The 20,339-nt window shown below is 34.5% G+C and carries 13 protein-coding genes; 8 read left to right on the top strand and 5 right to left on the bottom strand.

Annotation, left to right across the window (positions count from 1 at the left end; genetic code table 11):
- The first annotated feature begins 923 nt into the window (after positions 1 to 923).
- The 6 genes from J2786_RS17985 to J2786_RS18010 all read left to right on the top strand — a co-directional run bounded on the left by J2786_RS17985 (position 924) and on the right by J2786_RS18010 (position 8,003).
- A complete protein-coding gene (locus J2786_RS17985) occupies positions 924 to 1,919 on the top strand; it encodes an SMODS domain-containing nucleotidyltransferase (protein WP_047433800.1) in 996 nt (331 codons plus the stop codon).
- A gap of 1 nt (position 1,920) precedes the next feature.
- Positions 1,921 to 4,053 (top strand): ThiF family adenylyltransferase, encoded by a 2,133-nt coding sequence (locus tag J2786_RS17990; protein ID WP_156121545.1) that lies wholly within the window; start codon positions 1,921 to 1,923, stop codon positions 4,051 to 4,053.
- Positions 4,046 to 4,852, top strand: a complete 807-nt coding sequence (locus tag J2786_RS17995; RefSeq protein WP_047433805.1) for a DUF6602 domain-containing protein — start codon at positions 4,046 to 4,048, stop codon at positions 4,850 to 4,852. Before J2786_RS17990 ends, J2786_RS17995 begins: the two co-directional genes overlap by 8 nt.
- Positions 4,853 to 4,862: 10 nt before the next feature.
- Positions 4,863 to 5,534, top strand: coding sequence for a RipA family octameric membrane protein (locus J2786_RS18000; protein ID WP_047435856.1), 672 nt, complete (start codon positions 4,863 to 4,865; stop codon positions 5,532 to 5,534).
- Positions 5,535 to 5,626: 92 nt separating this feature from the next.
- Positions 5,627 to 6,472 (top strand): hypothetical protein, encoded by an 846-nt coding sequence (locus tag J2786_RS18005; RefSeq protein ID WP_047433807.1) that lies wholly within the window; start codon positions 5,627 to 5,629, stop codon positions 6,470 to 6,472.
- Positions 6,473 to 6,743: 271 nt separating this feature from the next.
- Positions 6,744 to 8,003, top strand: a complete 1,260-nt coding sequence (locus J2786_RS18010; RefSeq protein WP_047433808.1) for a hypothetical protein — start codon at positions 6,744 to 6,746, stop codon at positions 8,001 to 8,003.
- Positions 8,004 to 8,069: 66 nt separating this feature from the next.
- On the opposite strand, the gene J2786_RS18015 is transcribed toward J2786_RS18010, so the two are convergent.
- The gene (locus J2786_RS18015; RefSeq protein WP_047433810.1) at positions 8,070 to 8,660 is read right to left on the bottom strand and encodes a DUF4840 domain-containing protein; all 591 of its coding nucleotides are present in this window, start codon (positions 8,658 to 8,660) and stop codon (positions 8,070 to 8,072) included.
- A gap of 239 nt (positions 8,661 to 8,899) precedes the next feature.
- The gene (locus tag J2786_RS18020; RefSeq protein WP_047433812.1) at positions 8,900 to 9,598 is read right to left on the bottom strand and encodes a hypothetical protein; all 699 of its coding nucleotides are present in this window, start codon (positions 9,596 to 9,598) and stop codon (positions 8,900 to 8,902) included.
- A gap of 193 nt (positions 9,599 to 9,791) precedes the next feature.
- Between J2786_RS18020 and J2786_RS18025 the strand changes: the two genes are divergently transcribed.
- Positions 9,792 to 10,610: a helix-turn-helix transcriptional regulator gene (locus J2786_RS18025; protein WP_047433813.1), complete on the top strand. Its 819-nt coding sequence runs from the start codon at positions 9,792 to 9,794 to the stop codon at positions 10,608 to 10,610.
- Here the strand turns inward: J2786_RS18025 and J2786_RS18030 are convergent.
- The 3 genes from J2786_RS18030 to J2786_RS18040 all read right to left on the bottom strand — a co-directional run bounded on the left by J2786_RS18030 (position 10,607) and on the right by J2786_RS18040 (position 18,007).
- Positions 10,607 to 11,053 (bottom strand): YybH family protein, encoded by a 447-nt coding sequence (locus tag J2786_RS18030; RefSeq protein ID WP_047433815.1) that lies wholly within the window; start codon positions 11,051 to 11,053, stop codon positions 10,607 to 10,609. The genes J2786_RS18025 and J2786_RS18030 overlap by 4 nt on opposite strands.
- Before the next feature lie 148 nt (positions 11,054 to 11,201).
- Positions 11,202 to 13,067 carry a T9SS type A sorting domain-containing protein gene (locus J2786_RS18035; RefSeq protein ID WP_047433817.1) on the bottom strand — a complete coding sequence of 622 codons (1,866 nt, stop codon included), beginning with the start codon at positions 13,065 to 13,067 and terminating at the stop codon, positions 11,202 to 11,204.
- 71 nt (positions 13,068 to 13,138) lie between these two features.
- Complete coding sequence (locus J2786_RS18040) at positions 13,139 to 18,007, bottom strand: PKD domain-containing protein (protein ID WP_310026251.1); 4,869 nt, start codon at positions 18,005 to 18,007, stop codon at positions 13,139 to 13,141.
- A gap of 530 nt (positions 18,008 to 18,537) precedes the next feature.
- On the opposite strand from J2786_RS18040, the gene glsA reads away from it, so the two are divergent.
- Complete coding sequence (gene glsA, locus J2786_RS18045) at positions 18,538 to 19,551, top strand: glutaminase A (RefSeq protein WP_047433821.1); 1,014 nt, start codon at positions 18,538 to 18,540, stop codon at positions 19,549 to 19,551.
- Positions 19,552 to 20,339 lie beyond the last annotated feature (788 nt).

Here is a 20,339-nt window from a genome sequence, read left to right on the forward strand (position 1 = left end):
GGTTTCTACTCCTAAATCATTTCTACAATAACAGTCTGTCTCCGAGAAACACAAAAAATGGCAAACTCAGATAACAAAGCTATTCTTACTTCATAATTATCCAAAGCATTCGCTATCTGGTCAAGGTAAGCGTTTAGCTTAAGATGGTGCTGGTCACCATATAGATGAAGGTGGAACTCAAAATTCTTAAGTATTTTTTCGACCTCTGCCTGTTTTTAAAATCTTTTCAAGATCCGTTTTTCTGTTCACTGAAATATATAGCAGTGTTTCTATCATCGGTTGTGTAACTTAAATGGAGAATTTAAAATAAATAATTATGATGGGAAATATTTGGAAGAAAATTAATTCTACCTTAAACAATAGCTAAAAATAAACCATATATTTTATATAAAAACATGGGAAACAGTAAAGTAAACTTCAAAAATATTAATTATCCCTAATTTGGAACTAGTAAGTAGTGTGTGATAGCAATTTCAAAAATTTTCTGATAGATTTTTTTTGAAATTTGTATTTGATTTGGTTTGACATTAAAATATAATTATCTTTGAAACAGTTTATTACGGTTAAATTTATTGTGTGACCCATTCGTCCCTCGAAAACTATAACAAACTAATAAACAATGGTTTAATATGAGCTCTAAGTTTTGTATTGGGAAGTAGATACAATCATATTTTAAGAATTTTGAGTTTAAAATATAAAAACAGCCTTTTTTAAGGCTGTTTTTTTGTTTATTAAACTTTCCTGACTTTGGAACTTGTTGTAAAAAGTTTTCTATTGCTCCCTTAAAGTCAGTATATTTTGTGTAGTGATTCATTTTATGCAATAAATGTCACATTAAATTTATTTTGTATGCCAATTTGACAAAGACATGAAGTGGTATTCTTATTGTGCTGATTTTCAATAATCATGTAAATTTTAAATTAATGGCGACCGACAAACAAAAACATTTAGACGAAGTATTAGAAACTCATAAAATTGAAAAGCATAAGTCGATTGACAAATTTGTGTCAAAAAAAAATAAAGTTAAAAATGCACTGAATGAAAAGTTTTCGAAAGAAAAAGCAAGTAATTCAGTAGATTCAGGTTCTTATGCAAAAAATACCGCAATCAACACTAAGTTTGATATTGATTGCTGCATTCCATTTCTGAAAAAAGAAAACAATACTAATCAACAAGGTTTTGAGAGTCTTTCAGAAATGTTTAATGCTGTTTATGACTATTTAAAAAAGGAGTATAAAGATGATGATCTTAAGGAGGTAAGAAAACAAAGAGTCTCTATAGGACTTTTATTTGATATTGATGGCGAAGATTTTAATATGGATGTTGTACCAGGAAGAGAAAGACCAAATCATGGTAATTACAACACTGATGGAAATACAGATTTGAGTTTGTATATCAATGAGAAAAGTTTAAAAGAAGATGAAAAAGGCGCAACAAAAGTAAAAACAAATATAAAGAAGCATGTAGGCTTATTACAAGGGGAAAATCGCAAGCATGAAAGAAAGGTTGCCAGACTTTTGAAAGTCTGGAAGACTGAACGTAAAAAACAAAAAGGAGGTAAATTAATTAAATCCTTTATGATGGAACTTTATACGAAAGAATGTTTTGATAAAAATTCGGATAATATACCTTTTGGACTTTGGGAAAAAGTGAAGTTAGTTATGAATTATATAGCAGATAATATTGAGATTAACGATTTAAAAGATCCGGCTAATTCAAGTAATATTATCTCAGATGCAATGAGTGATTCAGCTAAATCTACAACAAAATCCGATATGCGAAAAACAATAAAGGAAATTGATGAAGATTCTGATAAGATAAAAGATTATTTCCCAATAAATGAAAATTATAAAGATGAAGATAAAAAGACAAATTCTAATAATTCTGCATCTTATTTAAATACAAATAAATTTGGATAGTTTGGAGGAAAGAATTACAAAATTATTTCAAGCATATGAAGAAATTGAAATATTAGAATCCTTTAGAAAAGTTGATTTTTATTTTTATACAGGTAAGATAAAGATAAAATATTTGGACATTACATTAGACTTTGATGTAAGCATACCATACAATTATCCTCTAACTCTTCCTAACGCAGATAATATCTCGATTATTTTTAAAAATACTGATTTAATAGGTATAACCCATATTAATAATGATGGTTCAGTATGCTTTCACCCAGATAAAGATGATAACTTTGAGCGTAAGTTCAAAAGTGAAATTTATGGATTAAAGAAATGGATTAAGGATTACTATCTGTTAAATAAAGAAGATGATAATTACACATACTTGATTCATAATATTTTGGGAGAAAAAAAATCAAATCTTATTTTTTCTGATAATGAGAAAAAATTTGAAAAAGATGATTTCGGAGTATTTGCTTACTCTTGTTTTTCTAATAATCAACTCCCGAATGTATATGATGATAAAAAGACCGATATACTACAAACGTTTTATAGAATAGGATTTGATAAAGAAAATGAAGATAAATGGTCTTCCAATTTTTCAAGTCTACTAAAGAAAAATCCCAATAAGGGGTTATGGGTCTATATTGAATCTGAGCCATTAATAGAGGATGGAATTCGAAGGAAAGGTGTAAAAACTTGGTCTCAGCTTCAAAATTATTTACCTAAAGAATTTATCAAGAATCTGTATGATAATTTTAAAAAATTAAATAAAGCTTTCTTCTTTGAAAATGAATTGTTCATATTAATAGGTTACAAAATTCCTAATAAAGTTGGTTATGAAATTCATTGGGATTTAATTAAAATACCTAAAAATGCATTGCCTATCGATAGTGTTTTTGTTCCTGTAAATGAAAGAGATGGATCTAATCAAAAATACATTGGCATATGTAATGATACTTTAATCTCTTGGGGAACAACAACTAACGCAAACTATGATAGGTTTTTTGGAAGAGGAAAGCTAACTTCAAAATTAACTGATTCAAGGATTTTATTAATTGGCTGTGGAGCCCTGGGGAGTTCTCTTGCTGAAACATTAGTAAGAGGTGGTTGCAAAAGTATTTTTATCGAAGATTTTGATTCTGTACAAACTGGCAATATTTGTAGAGCAAGGTATGATTTACAAGATGTTGATTTAAGAAAAGTTCTTGCTTTAAAAAACAAACTGCAAAATATTTCTCCATATATTAATATCACAAGTATACCCGTAAAAGCGAATGTTTTCTCCGAAATGGAGAAACAATTTAATCAAGCTTTCGATTATATTTTTGATTGTTCAACGGATACCGAAATAACATATTTGTTAGATAATATTAATTTTAAAGGGAAAATATTTAGTCTTAGTATTACAAATAAGGCAAAAAACTTAGTATGCGTAAGTGGAGAAAATATCACAAAACATACTAAAAATTTATACGATTTTACGGGAAATGAAGCACCATCATATTATGAAGGCGCAGGTTGTGGTTATCCAACGTTTGAAGCAAATTATAATGAAATAAATACTTTATTAAATATTGCCATCGTTAATATTAATAATCAAATAGATAACGATATCATTTTAGATAATTTCATTATTAATAGAACTAATTCAATGGGCTTGAATCAATTTTTAGTAGATTCATTTTATTACTATAGAGAACAAAAATCAAATTCAGAATTGTATTTTTCTTTAAATGCTGAATTAAAAATTAAGGGAGAACTTAAAAAGTATTATCCTAATGAATTTGGAGGAATTTTTATTGGCTTTAAAAATGAAAATGTAATTTTTGTAAGTGACGTTTTAATTCCAGATAAATTTGAAAGTGGCAAAACGATATTCGTAAGACATCCTGGTTCATTGAATGATCAACTAACGTCAATTTTTGAAAAATCAAATGGTAAAATAATTTATGTAGGCGAATGGCATTCACATCCTAATTCTCCTGCGAAACCAAGTACAACAGATAATATTGCTATTGCAGAAATTGCAGCAAACAAAAATATTAATAATGATTCACCTATCATGATGATAGCAGAAATTTCTGAACGAAATTTTCATCCCGAATTTTATATTTACAAAAACAAAAAATTATATAACTATGAGTAGTAAGATTAAAATTGCAGATTTATTTAATGGCCTTCAAAATCAGATGTTAGCTCAATTAAATACTAATAGAGAATTTATTGAGCATTCTGTGTCAAAAGGAGATTCTTTAGAAAATACTTGGATTGAATGGTTGAAAAAATATTTACCTAATAGATATTGCGTTGATAAAGCAATAGTTATTGATTGCCACGGTAACTTAAGTGACCAAATTGATTTAGTTATTTACGACCAACATTATACACCTTTTGTTTTTACACAAAATGGTGTACATTACATTCCTGCAGAGGGAGTATATGCTGTTTTCGAAGTAAAACCTGAATTAAATAAAGCATATATTGAATATGCTGGAGATAAAATTGAAAGTGTTAGGAAATTACATAGAACTTCAACTAATATTATAGATAGAGGAAGATTATTTGAGCCAAGAAGTTTAACGAAAATTTTGGGAGGAATTTTAACAAGTGCCAGTGCTATTCAAGAAAATACAATAAAGAAACATATTGAGTCTTTAGAAGGATTAAAATCTATTGATTTAGGATGTTCTGTAGAAACAGGGTGTTTTTATGTTGATTATGAAAACGATGAAGACGTTAAAATTTCAGATTTTAATGAAAGAATAACAAACTTTTATTCAAACCGTAAATTCGAATCTATAACCTTTAGTTCATCAGATAAGTCATTAGTAACTTTCTTTTTACAACTAATGAGATACTTGCAACAAACAATCGGAACTATTGCAGCTATTGATTTGAATGAGTATTCTAAAGCTATTAACTTTAAAATTGATGAGGAATTATAATATATCGCTTATGCTTTCAAATTTTTTTAGAACCAATAATAAAGTAAAAAAAGAAGATTTAAAATATACTTTAGATAAGCTTTATAAATGTAGAGATTTGGAAATATCAAATCTTTGGCAAAGATCAGTTTTCTTATCTGTATTTTTAATTTTATGTTTTAGTGCTTACGGTTATATTGGTATTGAATTGCTAAAAATTGATTTTAATAATACTAAATCTTACTTAAAAATATCTACTTTTAATTTAGGAGCAGTATTTATTTTATCGGTTGGAATTATATTTTCTATAATCTGGATTATGATGAGTAAAGCATCAAAGGCTTGGTATGAGGTATATGAAGATGCAATAGCTAAATTTGAGAAGGAATATTTTACAGAATTAGGACTCCCGGAAAATAATATTATGGGGAATATGGGATTTCCACAAGGTCAAAGAAATGATAGTATTTTTTCTACTAAAGGAGGTGCATTTTCTCCGTCCAGAATTAACGTATTGATAGGACAAGTAAGCCTATATTTATTAATACTACTAAATCTATTACATTTGATAATTAGTCAAGTATTTATGCAAAACTGGATTTTTGGTGTTGCTAATATTATTATTTCATTTATTACATTAATATTATCGCTGATTTTATTAAACTCTAAGGTTGCCAAAAGTGGATTTCTAAATTTACCTTAATAAATCTCAAAATTCAAAAGTAGAATTCAAAGTATATCATTTATTTTGGCGCAGGATTCATGATATCAAAAAATTTTATAATATAAATGACTATGAAACAAGTTAATCAAATAGTACATCTTACAAATTCAAAGGATGTTTTGAAATCAATTTTAGAAAATGGATTTTTCACTTCGTATGCCAAGGAGAAATTTGGAAAGCAAAATGTATTAATACCTATGATAAGTTTCGCAAATATTCTATTCCGTGACATTGGAGAAAAAGAAGTAGTAGATTATGGAAAATATGGAATTGTCTTCGATAGAGATTATATTATTGAAAAATTTGATTTAAATCCTGTTTTTTATGTTAAAAATGAAAGTGAAATTGAAGAAATATTTCCATATAATTTTCAAACATCAATAATTCCTCAAACGTTACATTTGGCAAAAAAATTTTATAAGGAATCTAATTGTAGTACATTTAGCGACCGTATTCGTATTAATCCAATAAGTGACGAAGTTAAAAGCTTATTAGATACTTTGGATAAGGATGTTAACGATAACTTTATACATTCTATTAAAGTAATTTTTGAAAATTATTTTCTTAATACAATGAAGCAAATTTTATTACTTAAACCCTTTAAAGTTGAAAATAAAGAAGGAGTAACTAAGATTGCATATAACGAAAGAGAATGGAGAAAAAGCTTTTTTGACTTACATTATATTTCAGAAATTAAGCCCGATGGTAAAATTAATGAACAATATGAAAAATGGATAAATACTTCTAAACCTCATTTTACTGATAAATATATTTTAAAGTTTGATATTGCTGAAGTTCAATATGTATATGTTGAAAATGAGAATGAAGTTGAGGAAGTTAAAAATTTTGTGACAAAAAAATTTCAAAAAAATATTGAAGTTTTTACTTTATCTGAACTGAAAGAAAGAGAAATTTAGATATAAAAATTAATAAAGGAACTAACAAATGATGTTTACTAATCGTAATAATACTTTTCTGTAAGCCTGCATAAAACAGGAAGTAGTTTACTTTCTGTATCGGGAAGTAAATTCAATTACCACTCAAAAAATTTCAAATCCAAAAAAAATAAAAACAGCCCTTTCCAAGGCTGTTTTTTCATTTATTAAAACTTCTTCAACAAAAAAATAGCGAAAAAGGGTAATTTCCTTATAATAATCTACACGGTACCTTTATCAAAAAATAAGTACCATGGACGCAATTATTAAAAAACTATCAATTTTAAGTGTACTGATTTCACTTTTGAGTTTCTGTTCCTTCCTGTTTGCGCAGGTTTATCCTATTGGGCAGATGTTTTTGACTACTTATGGTCAGTCTTTTACGATGTACAACACCGGGGTGATTGTTCAGGATGGTAATCCGGGAAATGCCGGCCAGGCCATATATGATCAAACCGGAATTAATTATTTACGCTTACCGTCTGCCGTTCCTTACCAAAAGGCTTTTTTTCTGGACTTTAATAAAAATATTATAGAGCTGGATTACCGATATGGATACCGCCTCGTTGGTTATTCCAATATTCCTGTTCCTCCTCCGCCTGTTATGAATCTGCCAAAACCTACGTATGATCATCAGATAGGAATTGAAACCGCAGACGGATTGAGACCTTTACCTACTCAAATTATTGATGAGCAAAGACCTTATGGAGATGTCATGATGACCAGTGAACAAAATGCCGTAGACTGTTATAAGAATTCTTTGAATTTTGACGGATCATTAAATCAGATGAAATTCGGGGACTGCATGGTAACGAATATGGCGGGTAAAAAAGAGCTTGAAATTTATAAATGTGCCAAAAACTCGGCAACCATGGAGGAACAGAGTCTTTGTATGCTGAGTATATTGGGCGGTTCTAAAGAAAAGCAAATTACCCAGGATATGTTGAAATGCTATAAAGAATATGGCGGCAATTACGAAATGTATCCCCTTTGTTTCGCTGATAAAGTAAACGATCCTGAACTCAAGCAATTAGTTTCCTGCTTTAAAGATCAGGCCAGCAGCGGTGAAATATCTTTCATGGGAACTGCCGTGTGTTATGGTGCAGGTAAACTTAATCTGAATACGGAAGCCCAGATCGCCGTTGAGTGCGCGGTAAGCACGGGAGGTCAGCCTTATGCATTTGCAGGATGTGCGGGTGGCCAACTCACGTATCGTGAATTAAGCAAATGTTTAACAAACGGTGTAGGTGGCGACAATGGATGTTTTGGAAAAAACAATACGATCGTTAAAGGATTAAATCAGATTGGAGAGGCTTTAAAAAATCAGTTTGGCCCTACTAACGATATCGTCAGAACATGGAATACTACGGTTCATGATTTACAATATGGTCCCGGAAAAAATCACGAAGCGGTAAAAGTGGTCAGAAACATCAGTAATGAGCTGGGGAAAGCAGGAACTAATGTCGCCAAAGAAATTAAAAAAGTCGTTCCCAAAATAAAAATAAAATGGTAACTGAGAAGGTAAAATAAAAACAGATGCACTTGTGTAAGTGCATCTGTAGAATATTCCTTACTGCACCTATTTCTTCAGCATTTGAAAATTATATTTTATAGGATTGAAAGGATTGACAGCCGTTCCATCAACAGTTATTTTACTTGCAAGCAGTTCAAAATTCATATTTTGCGTGTTCTGCTTGGTAAACAGTCCTTTTTTGGAAGCTGTAAACGTTATGACCACTTTCTTGCTTACCCCATCCACAGGAACCTGAACCGTTAATTCTTTGGGAAGAAGATTAAGTTCTATTTCCTTTTTATACTGATATAAAACTGCCGTATAATCCAGGTCATATTTTATTTTCCCGATGGCTGCTAAGGCCTGATTGGCTTTCGCAGGATCAGAAATTACAGAGTAAACAATCTCTTTCATTGGAAATTCCGCATAGGAAATCAGGTTTTTCTTGGCCGAAAAAGCAACCGCCGTTTCTCCGTTCACAGTTCCCTGGGATACCCCTGCTTTTCCTGTGTATTCACCGTTGAGATCATCGAAACTGATGGTCACAGGATTAGGTTTTGGAGCATCATCATCATTACTGCAGCTTGCCAGAGCAAAAGGAATAGCCAGTAAGATCACAAGCATTGATATCAATTTTACATGATTGAATTTTTTCATTTTGATTTTGAATTTATTATTTTGATTGAAAAATATTTTACTGAGTACTCATCTATATAAATACAGAAATTCCATATCCTTGCTTGGGATTTTAAAAAATAAATCCAATCAATTGATTTACTGCCTGTTATTTTTTAATATTTAAAACAATTAAAAGCATTACTTCATAATTACTCATAAAAAAATCCAACATCTTTCTGATATTGGATTTTTGTATCGTTGAAAATATAACAGATCAGTTAACAGATCAGCAGCAGTCTATACTCGCCATCATTTTCCACAGGTGCTCTGTGAACGCAAGGTAAAACCTCCTGATCAGGATGATCTACTGCAATGCGCCAAAGATGGCCAACTCCTAAATTGACAGGCTCTGCATCGGGCTTTGGCTGATAATGAAGATCAAAGAAATACTCTTTCAGGAAGTCTTCAAATTCTTCTTCAGGACCGTCGTATAATTTTCTGAGCTGTTCCCAGATTTCAGGAATTAAAATTTTCTGTTCCACCTGATCATTGGGTATAATATCACTTGCTGTCCCATGATAAGTACATAAAAAAGTATCAGTTCCTACAGGTGAGCGGTCTACATGATAGGAGTACACATCTGTTGAAATAAAACCGAGCTCTTCGTCCCGTTCATAACATTTAAGCAAATTAAGGACGGGAGATGCTCCGAAATCCGTTAATAACTGCAGGTCATTTAAAATAATTTCTCTGGCCATACTCCCCTCTTCTGACAATTCCAATGCTAAAAGATCTTCACTGGAAACTTCTGTAATATTATCTTTCAGCAGAAGCTTTGTGACAATTTCTTTAAAGTCACCCACTACATTCCTGTGCCAGCAAATGGCATTCATAACGCCCTGAAAACGGGTATTGACAAGTTCAGAAAAAGAAGAAACCACACCTACCTGATGATGGTCAGAAAACATATTGCTCATATATTGGAATAAACAGTTTGGCTGTTTAATTCTGTACAAAAATACGGAATAGGTCTTTCAAAACCTTCACTATAAGAATTCTTATAAGTTCTGCTACTGAAATTTAATTTCCTGTTGATCTTTTCTCTTGACATTGTATTTATTCTTAACTTAGAACAAGGTAATTATCAACGAATTAATCAAATTAACCGTTATGCAGATTTCACCATCCGCCAGCCTTGCACCTTATATAAAAAGTTACACCGTTGTTACCATTGATAAGGATCTCAGAGATGAAGTATTTTATCCGAGTGGATATATAGATCTCATTATCAATATTTCCGGTGGTTTTGCTGCTACTATTATCAATGGCGAACAAAAAAACACTCCGGATATAGAATTATTGGGACATCTCACACTTCCCACCCGGCTTAGTGCAGCGAAAGGAACTTCAGTGCTTATAGCAAGGATATTTCCGCATGCCGCCACTTTATTTTTTTCTGACCCTCTTTCAGAATTCACGAACTATGCCACTGATATGTATGATGTAACGGGGTATGAAAACAGAAATTTGTATGACCGCATCATGGATACCGGGGATCTTTGTTCAAAAATAACCGTTTTAGAAGAGTATTTTCTTCAAAAGCTGAAAAAAAATGAATCTCATCTTAAAAAAGCGGCTATCCTCCAAGCGCTTAATCAACAGCTTTTCATGAATCAGAATGTATTGAATTTGTCTGTTATAGCTCAAAGCTCAGGGCTATCGGAAAGATATATTCAAAAACTTTACCTTACAAATATGGGAATCAGCCCTTCTTCTTTTGCTTCAGTAACAAGATTTAACAAAAGTCTGCCAATGGTTCTCAACACCCCGGAATCACTCACAACAATAGCTTACCACTGCGGATATTATGATCAGGCTCATTTTATCAAAGAGTTTAAAAAATTTACCGGCATTACCCCTTCAGCATCCAGACACTCGCTGATCAAAAACGATGCTGATCTCCAACAGGCTGTCAATATTGGCTTTTAGTTTGATTTTGCAGGATGATTGCTGCTGAACATGTCCCGGTGCATCTTCCAGCCATCTTTTGTATTCTTCCAGATGACGATCACTTTTCCGTCATCCAGTTTTTTTCCCTTTAAATCTGTCATCTCATAATAACTTTCTTCGGTTACTGAGGTTCTGCCATCTCCATACAGATTTTGAATCATAAACTTAACATGTACTTCCGGGCCGTTTTTAAAGAAATCAAGTATTTGCTCTTTTCCGCATAATGGGGCAGCATTGGGTGGAAAAAGACATGCATCATCGGTATATCTGCTAAGAATAGAACCGTCATTTTTATTGGCAAGCTCCGCATAGATTGCATTACTCGCTTCTATAATCTCCCTTACCGGCTTAAGATCTTTATTTTGGGCATCAGACCATGAAGTTAGGAGTAATAATAAGCTTAGAATAAGTATTTTTTTCATTGTAAAATTTTTATACAAAGCAAAACATTCCTCAAACCCAAAAATTGTAAAATTGCGAACAAACTGATATTTTTCAATAAAAAACGGTGTCTTCTCCTGGAAAACACCGTTTTATATATAAGGTTATTAATTTTCAGTTTTGTTTTTTTTACTTCTTTAGTATTTTTTCAGTTACTGTTGAAGATTTTGTTTGAAGTTTAATGTAATATACTCCTGTCTGAAGAGAGGATAATACGATCTGTTCCTGCATCATACTCAAAGTCCCCTGTTTTACCAGTTGTCCGGCTGCTCCAAAGATTTCATACGAAACCAACGGCTCTTTGCTCCTGATCGTCAAAACATCCTGAACCGGATTAGGATATAGCTGCATTCCTGCCTGAACAGCAGTTTCTTCTACTGACATCTGGCTGCACGCTGATTTAGCAAATTTTGTAAAAAAAGACTGAGATTTTCCTCCTGCTACATTAACAGCCATTGTATTGACATTATCATTGGCATCTGTAAATAGCTGATCATGAAAAAAACCTCCCACTACATAGTTACCGTCATTATCTGCAGCAACCGCCGTAAATTCATCGATAACATAAAAGTTACTGCGAATCTCTCCCGTTCCCAAAACATCTCCTGTATCTTTATTAAGTCTCACCAATAAAGGGTCTGACCTGTCTCCATCCGGACGTACCATTGCATAGCTGCCCCAGACGTCTGACCAGCTTCCTTTAGCAAATGCTATTTCATTTCCATTAATGGCAATTGTTCCCTTGGTAAAACGATAGCCAAACTGAAGACCGGACATTGCTTCCGGAGTTTTTGCCCATTGTACCGTACCCGAAGCATTCATTTTCATCACAAAGGGAACAGCTTCCACATAACTCCTCAAAGGAAAAGTATAGTTTCCAAAAGTGGCAGGCACCGTTATTCCGTTATAATAACGTCCTGAAATATAAATATCAGAAGTCACCGGATCTTTGATAATAGAATGAATTTCGTCATCAGTACTTGTTGTACCATTATTGAGTTCTTTTCTCCAGACCTCAGCTCCGGTAGTACCGTCAAAAGCAAATACATAAGCAGCTTTCGTAAAAGGAACATTATTATAAGAAAGATCAACCAGATTACTGAATCCGGGATCCATTCTTTTCCCTGCAATGTAATAACGGTTTAAACTTTCATCATATACCAAATTCACTTTTCCCTCTCTTCCCACAATATTGATTCCATTTCCCGTGATAGGAAGAAGTAAAGGCGCAGCAGGGGTCATATTTCCATTATCGTAATTGAACTTAACTGCATAATACTGGTACGTTGAAGTAAAGGTTGAAGGCACTGTAATTAATCCATTTAAATGTGTTCCTGCTCTGAATCCCATTACAGCATGAATATTTTTGGAAGAATCCATATACATCATCTGAACATCACACATGCGGGAGAAATAATTGACATCTCCCTGTAAAGCTTTGCTCCATGCCAGTGTACCGTCTGAAGTATTATATTTTAAGAGAAAAGCTGCTTTGTGGGCAGGTTCTATTGTCTGATCATAATAAGTGTACAGAGGCTGTGTATGGGTATCATCAAAATGTACAGGAACCGCATTAGGATCTCCTACATATGAATTGTTATAAATGGTTGCCATCACATATAATCCTCCGTTATTATCTACTTTAATATGCCATGCATTTTCTCCGTCTCCTGAGCCTCCAATGGGTCTGGTCCATCTTATATTTCCTGCACAATCAGCAGAGAACAGAAAAAGATCACTCAGTCCGTAATTGGTTACAGAAGTACCGTTCAGGTTTTGTCCCTGTTCACGCATCGTTGCAAGATAATAAGTGTTATTGTTGTTGTCTACTACAATATCCCTTATGGATTCATCAAAGACATAATGAAAGCCCGGATCGGCAGAACCTGTTAATCCTCCTGCCTGTTTTCCCCATTGCCATTGATAAGTCTGGCTAAAAGATAATCCTGGTAATATCAGAAGCAGTCCCCAAAGTTTGTTTTTAAATTGTATCATAAAAATTCATTTAATTATCACATACTATAAAAAAACAGTGCTCTCCGAAGAGAACACTGCTTAATAAGCTACTAATTTTTAATTAGTTTTCCTTGTAATGAAGTGTCTCCCGTTTGTACGATAACAATATAAACACCTTGCATCCAGCTGGTAACCTCCACGTCTACCTCTCCGGAAGCCGCTTTCAGTTCCTTACGGAATTTGACATTGCCCATGGCATCAAAAACCGTAACCTGTTTTGCCAGTAATTTTTCATTGCCCGTATGATACGAGATTTTCACTTTTTCCTTTGCAGGATTTGGGATCATTTTCAGAGAAGAAACTGACGTTGCCACCACACTTCTTCCTGCATTTTTCATACCCATCCAGTTAGGATCTACCGCTTTGGTAGTAAACTTACATGTTTCATTGGAGAATAAAATCTCATCAGTACCCTGGAAGCCTGAGTTTGGATAGAATGCCAATGGATTAGCATTCATATCATATATTCCGCCTGCAGGAATAGTGATGATAGAAGGAAGGTAAATTCCAAATCCATTAAGACTTGAAACAGTAAGACTTATCGGTTGGCTCCCGCCATTGAAGATAACACCATACACGTTATAGTGATCTCCAACCCATTTCATGTCTTTGATACTTGCCTCCAGTTTACATTCTGTTTCGTATCCGCATTCTTTACCCGGATAGTAATTCATGGTTCCGGAAGTAAACTGACATCCCAGGTGATTAATCTGCAACTGATAGGTTCCTGCAGCACCAATATATAAAGGATAGATATAATCATTGTTTCCACTCTGGATACTGTTTCCGAACAGCTGCCAGTCATGGTGATCAAATACTCCTTTTGGTCCTAAAACATAATTCTTTCTGAGACATTCGTCATAACATCCTGTTGGGAATACCCACATCAGGCTTTCAAGACTTAAAGGTACCTGTACGTTACCTACAACTTTACATCCGCTTGGCGCTGTGTAAATAACCTGATAAGCACCACCTTCGTATACTGTGATAGACTGACCTGTCATTCCATTGCTCCAGTTGTACACTCCTGCAGACGGTCCTGATGCTGTTAACACAACACGATAAGGCTGACAGCTTGCCATATTATAAGTTACCGAAACTGGTGCCGGTGGGCTATTGACAGTAACGGTAAAGCTTTTACTGCTTGTACATCCTGATGTACCCGGAGTTCTTACTTCCAGCGTATACACATAAGTACCTGCGGCCAGTGGTCCTGTGCTAAGGGCTATCGGATAAGGAGCAGAAGCCCATGGTACAATTACAGAATTTCCTTTTTTCCATTGATATTCCAATGTATTATCTGTTACAATACCGGTAAGTACTGCCGAAGATCCTTCACAGATGTTAGCTGTTCCCGCTATATTAACATAAGGAGGGTTTTTAAGCGTTACAGGTATTGCTTTAGTACTCATAATACTTGTTCTGCATCCGTCTGATGATACCAGCACCGGCCAGTAGTTACCAGATTGTGTCGGGGTGAATACCGGAGAGTTTGGTGCTCCAAGTACAGCCTGAGAACCATTCATCCAGATATACTGGGAAGGAGATCCAAGCGTACTGGTAAATACGATATTAGGAGCACTTCCTATACAAGCTACCAGAGCAGGAGGCGCCATATCACCATCCAGAGTCGCTTCTTTCACATTAACACCAATTACAGCAGAAGTATATTCACATCCCATTGGAGTTTTAATTTTCAGCTGAATTGTTTTTGTTCCTGCAGTGTTATAAGTTATTGTAGCATCTGGTCCTGTCGTAATATAGGAAGTACCGTCAAAGATCCAGGTATATGTATTTCCTGAAACATAGTTTATTGGACTAAACGTAATAGGCGAACGAGCACATAACCAGGCAGGAACCAGGAAGCTGGTATCAGGAACCGGAGCTAATGTAATAGTCTGCGTAGTGGTACAGGTTGGTTTCCCCGGTGAAGATACCGTCATGGTAAAGGTATATGTACCTGGCGCAAGATTATAAGTAGCCGATTGTCCTGTTTGAGTAGGCTGTCCCGGCGAAGTAAATGTATAGGTGATAGCCGCCGGATTGATTTCAAATATGGTAGAGGTATTGAAAAGCGTTACACTGTAACCGTTTCCGCTGCACACCGTACTGATATTGAATTTAGGCTCATAATTCTTTCTCACTTCTACTCCTTTGCTGTACCAGCATGAACCATATCTAAGACGTACAAAAACAATATGTGCGCCTGCAAGATTAGTCTGATATACCGGTGAAGCCGTTCCCTGACCGGAAACTAAGGTAAGTACAGTATCAGATAACCATTGGATCTCATCCGGAGTTCCATTGTACGTTAAGCCTGAAACAGTAATTGTGTTACAAGCAGACCATGCCGGAACGAAGTTAATCTGAGGATTCGCTGTACAACTTCCACTGCTCGGACAAGACTGAGTAACATTAATGTTCTGTGAAGAAACCACACAACCGTTAATATCTACAGCCTGTACTCTGTAAGTTCCAAAAGCACCTGCTCCTGAGATGGTATATGAGTTTGTAGTTGCTCCTGGTATGATACTATTATTTTTATACCATTGCCAAGACAGGATATTTGTAAGCCCTGTAGAACTGTTGGCCGTAATAGTATACGGTGTCATCGTGGCAGGGTCACAAACGGCAATATTATATACCGGAGAAACCGTAATAATAGTTTCAGGATATACAATAAAGTTAGCACTTGCGGTAGGCTTATAATTACATCCATTAGTACCTGTATAAGTTACGGTAACGGTCTGGGAAACATTGTTCCCTGAATTATTCTGGATATACCCGTTATTTGGGAAGCTGTAAACTCCAGACGGATTAAACGCTGTAGTAAACGTTCCGCCAACAAAGGTGAAAGTCACGCCTGTTGCAGAAGTAATTGTTCCCTGATTTACTGTAAAAGTAAGATTTGATCCCAAACAGATTCCACCAACATTGGTAAAGCTTACTACCGGAAGTTTTATTAAAGATACCGGCATAGTAATGATTTTCGTCACTCCACATTTTACGATTTTCAGCATCAGATCAGTAGTATCTGTTGAAGAAATCTCGTTGAAGTTTACCGTAATATTAGCTGTACCCTGTCCTCCCACTACACTTCCGAAATTGGAACTTGCAAACGACCATTCCATAAAATCCGGAACAATACCATTCAGATTAGCACTGAATGTTTGAGTACTGCTCGGGCAGAAAGGCCCTGAATTAGCATTAATAACAATAGTATTAAGGTCTAATTTCGTTACATTAAACGATTTTGGAGCTGAAAGACATGCTGCACTGCTGATCGATTTGTTCTGTGCAGACACGGTATATGATGTTGCACCTGCATTAAATATCACCGTAACAGATTGTCCTGCATTACTTCCCTGAATCGTTCCGTTGGTAACACTCCAAACCGGCACCATTCCAGGATCTACTGAACTGATGGTATACACATACGGTTTTCCAGGACATACTTTTGTTTCTCCGGAAATTGTTCCGTTAGGTGCCTGTGGAATTGGTAATACCTTAATAATTCTTCCATTACTTTCACAACCTCCACCTTGCTTGGTTGCCGTCACGGTATACGTTCCTGCTGTTGCAAAGTTGTAGTTGAATATTCCTGTCATAGGTGGAGAAGTATAAGTAGATGTCCCCGTTGTCACTTTCCAGATCACCGGTACATTAGGAACCGCTGTAAACCCCTGGCTTGTTCCCGCGCAGATTTCATCCACACCGCCACTTACCAGCACAGGTGCCTCTACTACAATATCTATAGAAGCCTGTCCTTCACATCCCAGTAAAGTATTAAAATAATTTGCTGTAAGATGATAAGTACCTGGCTGATTTGCAGAGAAAACAATTTCATTTCTCTGTTGAGTATTCGTCAGGAGACCTCCCGCAGGACCTGAAACATTCCAGTTAACTTTAGTTGTAGGCCACTGAGGAATTGTATAGGTATACTGTCTTCCAGTACATATCACTGCCTGTCCTTTGATTTTTGCATTTTTTAAAACTACAGGAATTTTAATGGTCGTCCACTCAGGACAAGCACATTCTGACATATACATTACATATCCAAAGCCGTCAAGCGGATCAACCTGATCCCAGACAACTTCGATTTCGTTACCGTTATTATTGACAATTGATCCTCCAATAACTTTCCATTGTCCTTTGTTGCATCCATCCTGTACGTTATATTTTTCAGTACTGCCTTCACATACTACGGAAGCACAGTTGATCTGTACAGGATCTGCTTTTAAGACTTTGATTTGTCTTTTAATTTTATCCTGGCAGCCACACTTGTTGGTTACCGTAAGAGTGATTGTATAATTTCCGGGATTGGCATACAGATGGGAAGGCTCAAAAGCGGTGGAAGTAGTACCATCACCAAAGTCCCAGAAATAATTAATGATATCCGACCCGCCGTTCTGTTCAGAAAGGTTATCAAAATAGATCGTTGTATTTCTACATACAGTATCACTCAGATTTAACATTTCAAATTTAGCAATCGGCCTGTTGATCTTTTCAATACAGATCGTCTGGGTTTCTACCGTTCCATCGTTGTAGGTGATGACAGCCTGTAAAGATCCGTTACCTGCCGCTCCCCAACTTACATTGGCTACGGTATTCGCGGGTCCGGAAATAGCTGCCGTACCTCCTGAAACCGTCCATTGTACATTGGAAACATTCGGTCCCTGAATCTCATACTTTACAGTTGACTGCTCACAGACACGGAGACATTGGGATGAATTGATGTAGGAATAAGCGATTCCGTTGTCAGGGATCTGACCATCTTTTTCGCCACGGAATTCCTGGCATCCGACCTGAGCGGTCCATGTAATTCGAGCTTGTGCTTGCAGTACCCAGGGTACCAAAAGCCAACATAGCAGGAGCCATCTGAAGATGTGCTGCCTACCAAAATAGGTGTTGTTTTTCATAGTTATTAAAAAAGTGTTATTAATTTTTTGTCAAATTAATAAAAATAATAATACAAAAATCATTTAATCGTGAAAAAATAACATTATTTCACACCTGAATTCCAACAATATAGACAAATTCATGCTTATATGTTATTTCACTATCCCATTACTTATTTAAAAAACCTATGTCTATCGCTAAATTTCGGCGTAACAAGCTAATTTCAGCCAAATAAAATGCTGAATTTTCAATTAATAAATCCCGAAATCAATAACCTAAATCACATTTAGTTTATTTTTTACTAAATAATTTAAATTTATATTAAAATTAATCATATTTAAAACTGATAAAACAACAAGCTTTTTATCCATTTCTTATTTTAAAAAAATCTTATGTATTTCAACAATTCAATCTTCCCCCCGGGAACATTGTCTACTCAGACCTGTATCGATATCCACCGGGAATATCATGAGAATTGCCGACAAGACTAAAATACTTTATCTTTGTTTTTCAAGGCTTATCATAAACATTATATTTGAACATCTTCTATATGAAAAACAACCGCTTTTTATTTTCTGCCAAAGGAATCTGTACCGCAGCTTTTCTTTCTTTAAACACAATCGTTTATGCACAGAAGGCAGCAGATATCTCAACCCTTTCAGAAAAAACTTTAAATACCATTCTGGAAAAAAACAGAGCTTATTACACTCAGGGAAAAGTAGCCGATTACATTCCTGAACTGGGAAAAATGGATGCTAAGGCAATAGCTTTTTCAGTGGTTGACAACAATGGAAAAGTATTCAATACAGGTGATGTAAGTAAAAAATTTACCATGCAAAGCATTTCCAAAATCATATCATTAATGGTAGCGGTAAGCGAAAAAGGAGAAACTCACATTTTCGACAAAATGGGGTATTTCGGATCAGACAAACCTTTCAACCACTTTTCAAACCTTGAAACTACCGGAAAGCCACTGAATCCAATGATGAATGCAGGAGCAATTCTTACCACATCGCTCATCTCCGGAGACGGCGAAAAACCATTCCTTAAAATACTGGATATGGTAAGATATATTACCAAAAATTCTTCAATTGACTATAATAAATCAGTGTATGAATCCGAAAAATCAACAGGACACCGCAACCGTGGTATGTTTTACATTATGAAAAACAGCGGACTGATTTCAGGAACTGAAGACCAACTAGACAACTATTTCAAGCAATGCTCTATTGAAATTACAGCCGAAGACCTTGCAAAAATAGGATACTTCTTTGCCAACCACTGCGTAAGATTTGACGGCGATACCACTTATAAAAACGCAGACATGGCCAAATTAGTAGAATCACAGATGCTGACTGCCGGAATGTATGAGTTCAGCGGTGAATATTCCAGAACCGTTGGTCTGCCGAGCAAATCCGGCGTTGGTGGCGGAATTACAGTAAGCGTTCCGGGGAAAATAGGAATCGGGGTATTCAGTCCTGCTTTAGATCAACATGGTAATTCTCTGGCTGGGTATCATATGATCTTGGATCTGGCAAAACAATATGGATTAAGTATTTTTTAACTTTTAAAAGAACGAACCCTCCATCGGAATTCTTTCTTCAACGGGAAGAAATTTCACTACTTCTACACAGCATACAAATAGCTTATCAGTCAAAAAAAATATAGCAATCAACACCTATAAAACAGTAAGTACATCAGACACTTACTGTTTTTTTATGAATTTCGGAAAGATATATTAATTATTCTTAAAATTACGTATCTGTTTATTTATCAAAAAGATATAAAAAATTCACAAATAATTCAAATTAAATCACAATATATTGATTAATTTTAATTATCTTCGTCTTATCATTTTATCAGATTGATAAAGGAGATTCTTACACTTTTGTACCATATTCACTCTATATTATCTTTTTGTAATATAACTCAAAACAAATCTCTTGTTTTTGAAATATTTTATTTTTTATTCCTATATTTGCTTAACATTTTTTTAACTATAAATATTTATAGTTAAAATTACTAAGATTGTATCGTCACGTTTCTAAGAATAATGGAACAATAAATATACTTTAATAGAATTTGAATAATTAATCTTTTTGTATTAAAAAATAGTTATCAAATTTCGTTTATGATTAAAGATATATTTAATTTTTATTATTTTTATTCCATCATAACAAAATATCACTGCTAATCCCATTGATATTGATGTTTTGTTATGAAATATCATTAACTATCCCAATACCGTAAATGCTATGAAAAACTTGACCAAAATCAGGCTGATGCCTTTTGAAAAGACGGACTCCGATCTTACATCATACTATCTGTTTCCAACTAATAGATTATTGAATA

The sequence above is a fragment of the Chryseobacterium vietnamense genome, from assembly GCF_031454475.1.
GTDB lineage: Bacteria > Bacteroidota > Bacteroidia > Flavobacteriales > Weeksellaceae > Chryseobacterium > Chryseobacterium vietnamense.

Excerpts from the sequence above, each read along its gene's own strand:
- J2786_RS18000 (WP_047435856.1), top strand. The coding sequence starts at position 4,863 with ATGCTTTCAAATTTTTTTAGAACCAATAATAAAGTAAAAAAAGAAGAT.
- J2786_RS18010 (WP_047433808.1), top strand. The coding sequence starts at position 6,744 with ATGGACGCAATTATTAAAAAACTATCAATTTTAAGTGTACTGATTTCA.
- J2786_RS18020 (WP_047433812.1), bottom strand. The coding sequence starts at position 9,598 with ATGAGCAATATGTTTTCTGACCATCATCAGGTAGGTGTGGTTTCTTCT.
- J2786_RS17985 (WP_047433800.1), top strand. The coding sequence starts at position 924 with ATGGCGACCGACAAACAAAAACATTTAGACGAAGTATTAGAAACTCAT.
- J2786_RS18040 (WP_310026251.1), bottom strand. The coding sequence starts at position 18,007 with ATGAAAAACAACACCTATTTTGGTAGGCAGCACATCTTCAGATGGCTC.
- J2786_RS18030 (WP_047433815.1), bottom strand. The coding sequence starts at position 11,053 with ATGAAAAAAATACTTATTCTAAGCTTATTATTACTCCTAACTTCATGG.
- J2786_RS18035 (WP_047433817.1), bottom strand. The coding sequence starts at position 13,067 with ATGATACAATTTAAAAACAAACTTTGGGGACTGCTTCTGATATTACCA.
- J2786_RS18005 (WP_047433807.1), top strand. The coding sequence starts at position 5,627 with ATGAAACAAGTTAATCAAATAGTACATCTTACAAATTCAAAGGATGTT.
- J2786_RS17995 (WP_047433805.1), top strand. The coding sequence starts at position 4,046 with ATGAGTAGTAAGATTAAAATTGCAGATTTATTTAATGGCCTTCAAAAT.
- J2786_RS18025 (WP_047433813.1), top strand. The coding sequence starts at position 9,792 with ATGCAGATTTCACCATCCGCCAGCCTTGCACCTTATATAAAAAGTTAC.
- J2786_RS18015 (WP_047433810.1), bottom strand. The coding sequence starts at position 8,660 with ATGAAAAAATTCAATCATGTAAAATTGATATCAATGCTTGTGATCTTA.
- glsA (WP_047433821.1), top strand. The coding sequence starts at position 18,538 with ATGAAAAACAACCGCTTTTTATTTTCTGCCAAAGGAATCTGTACCGCA.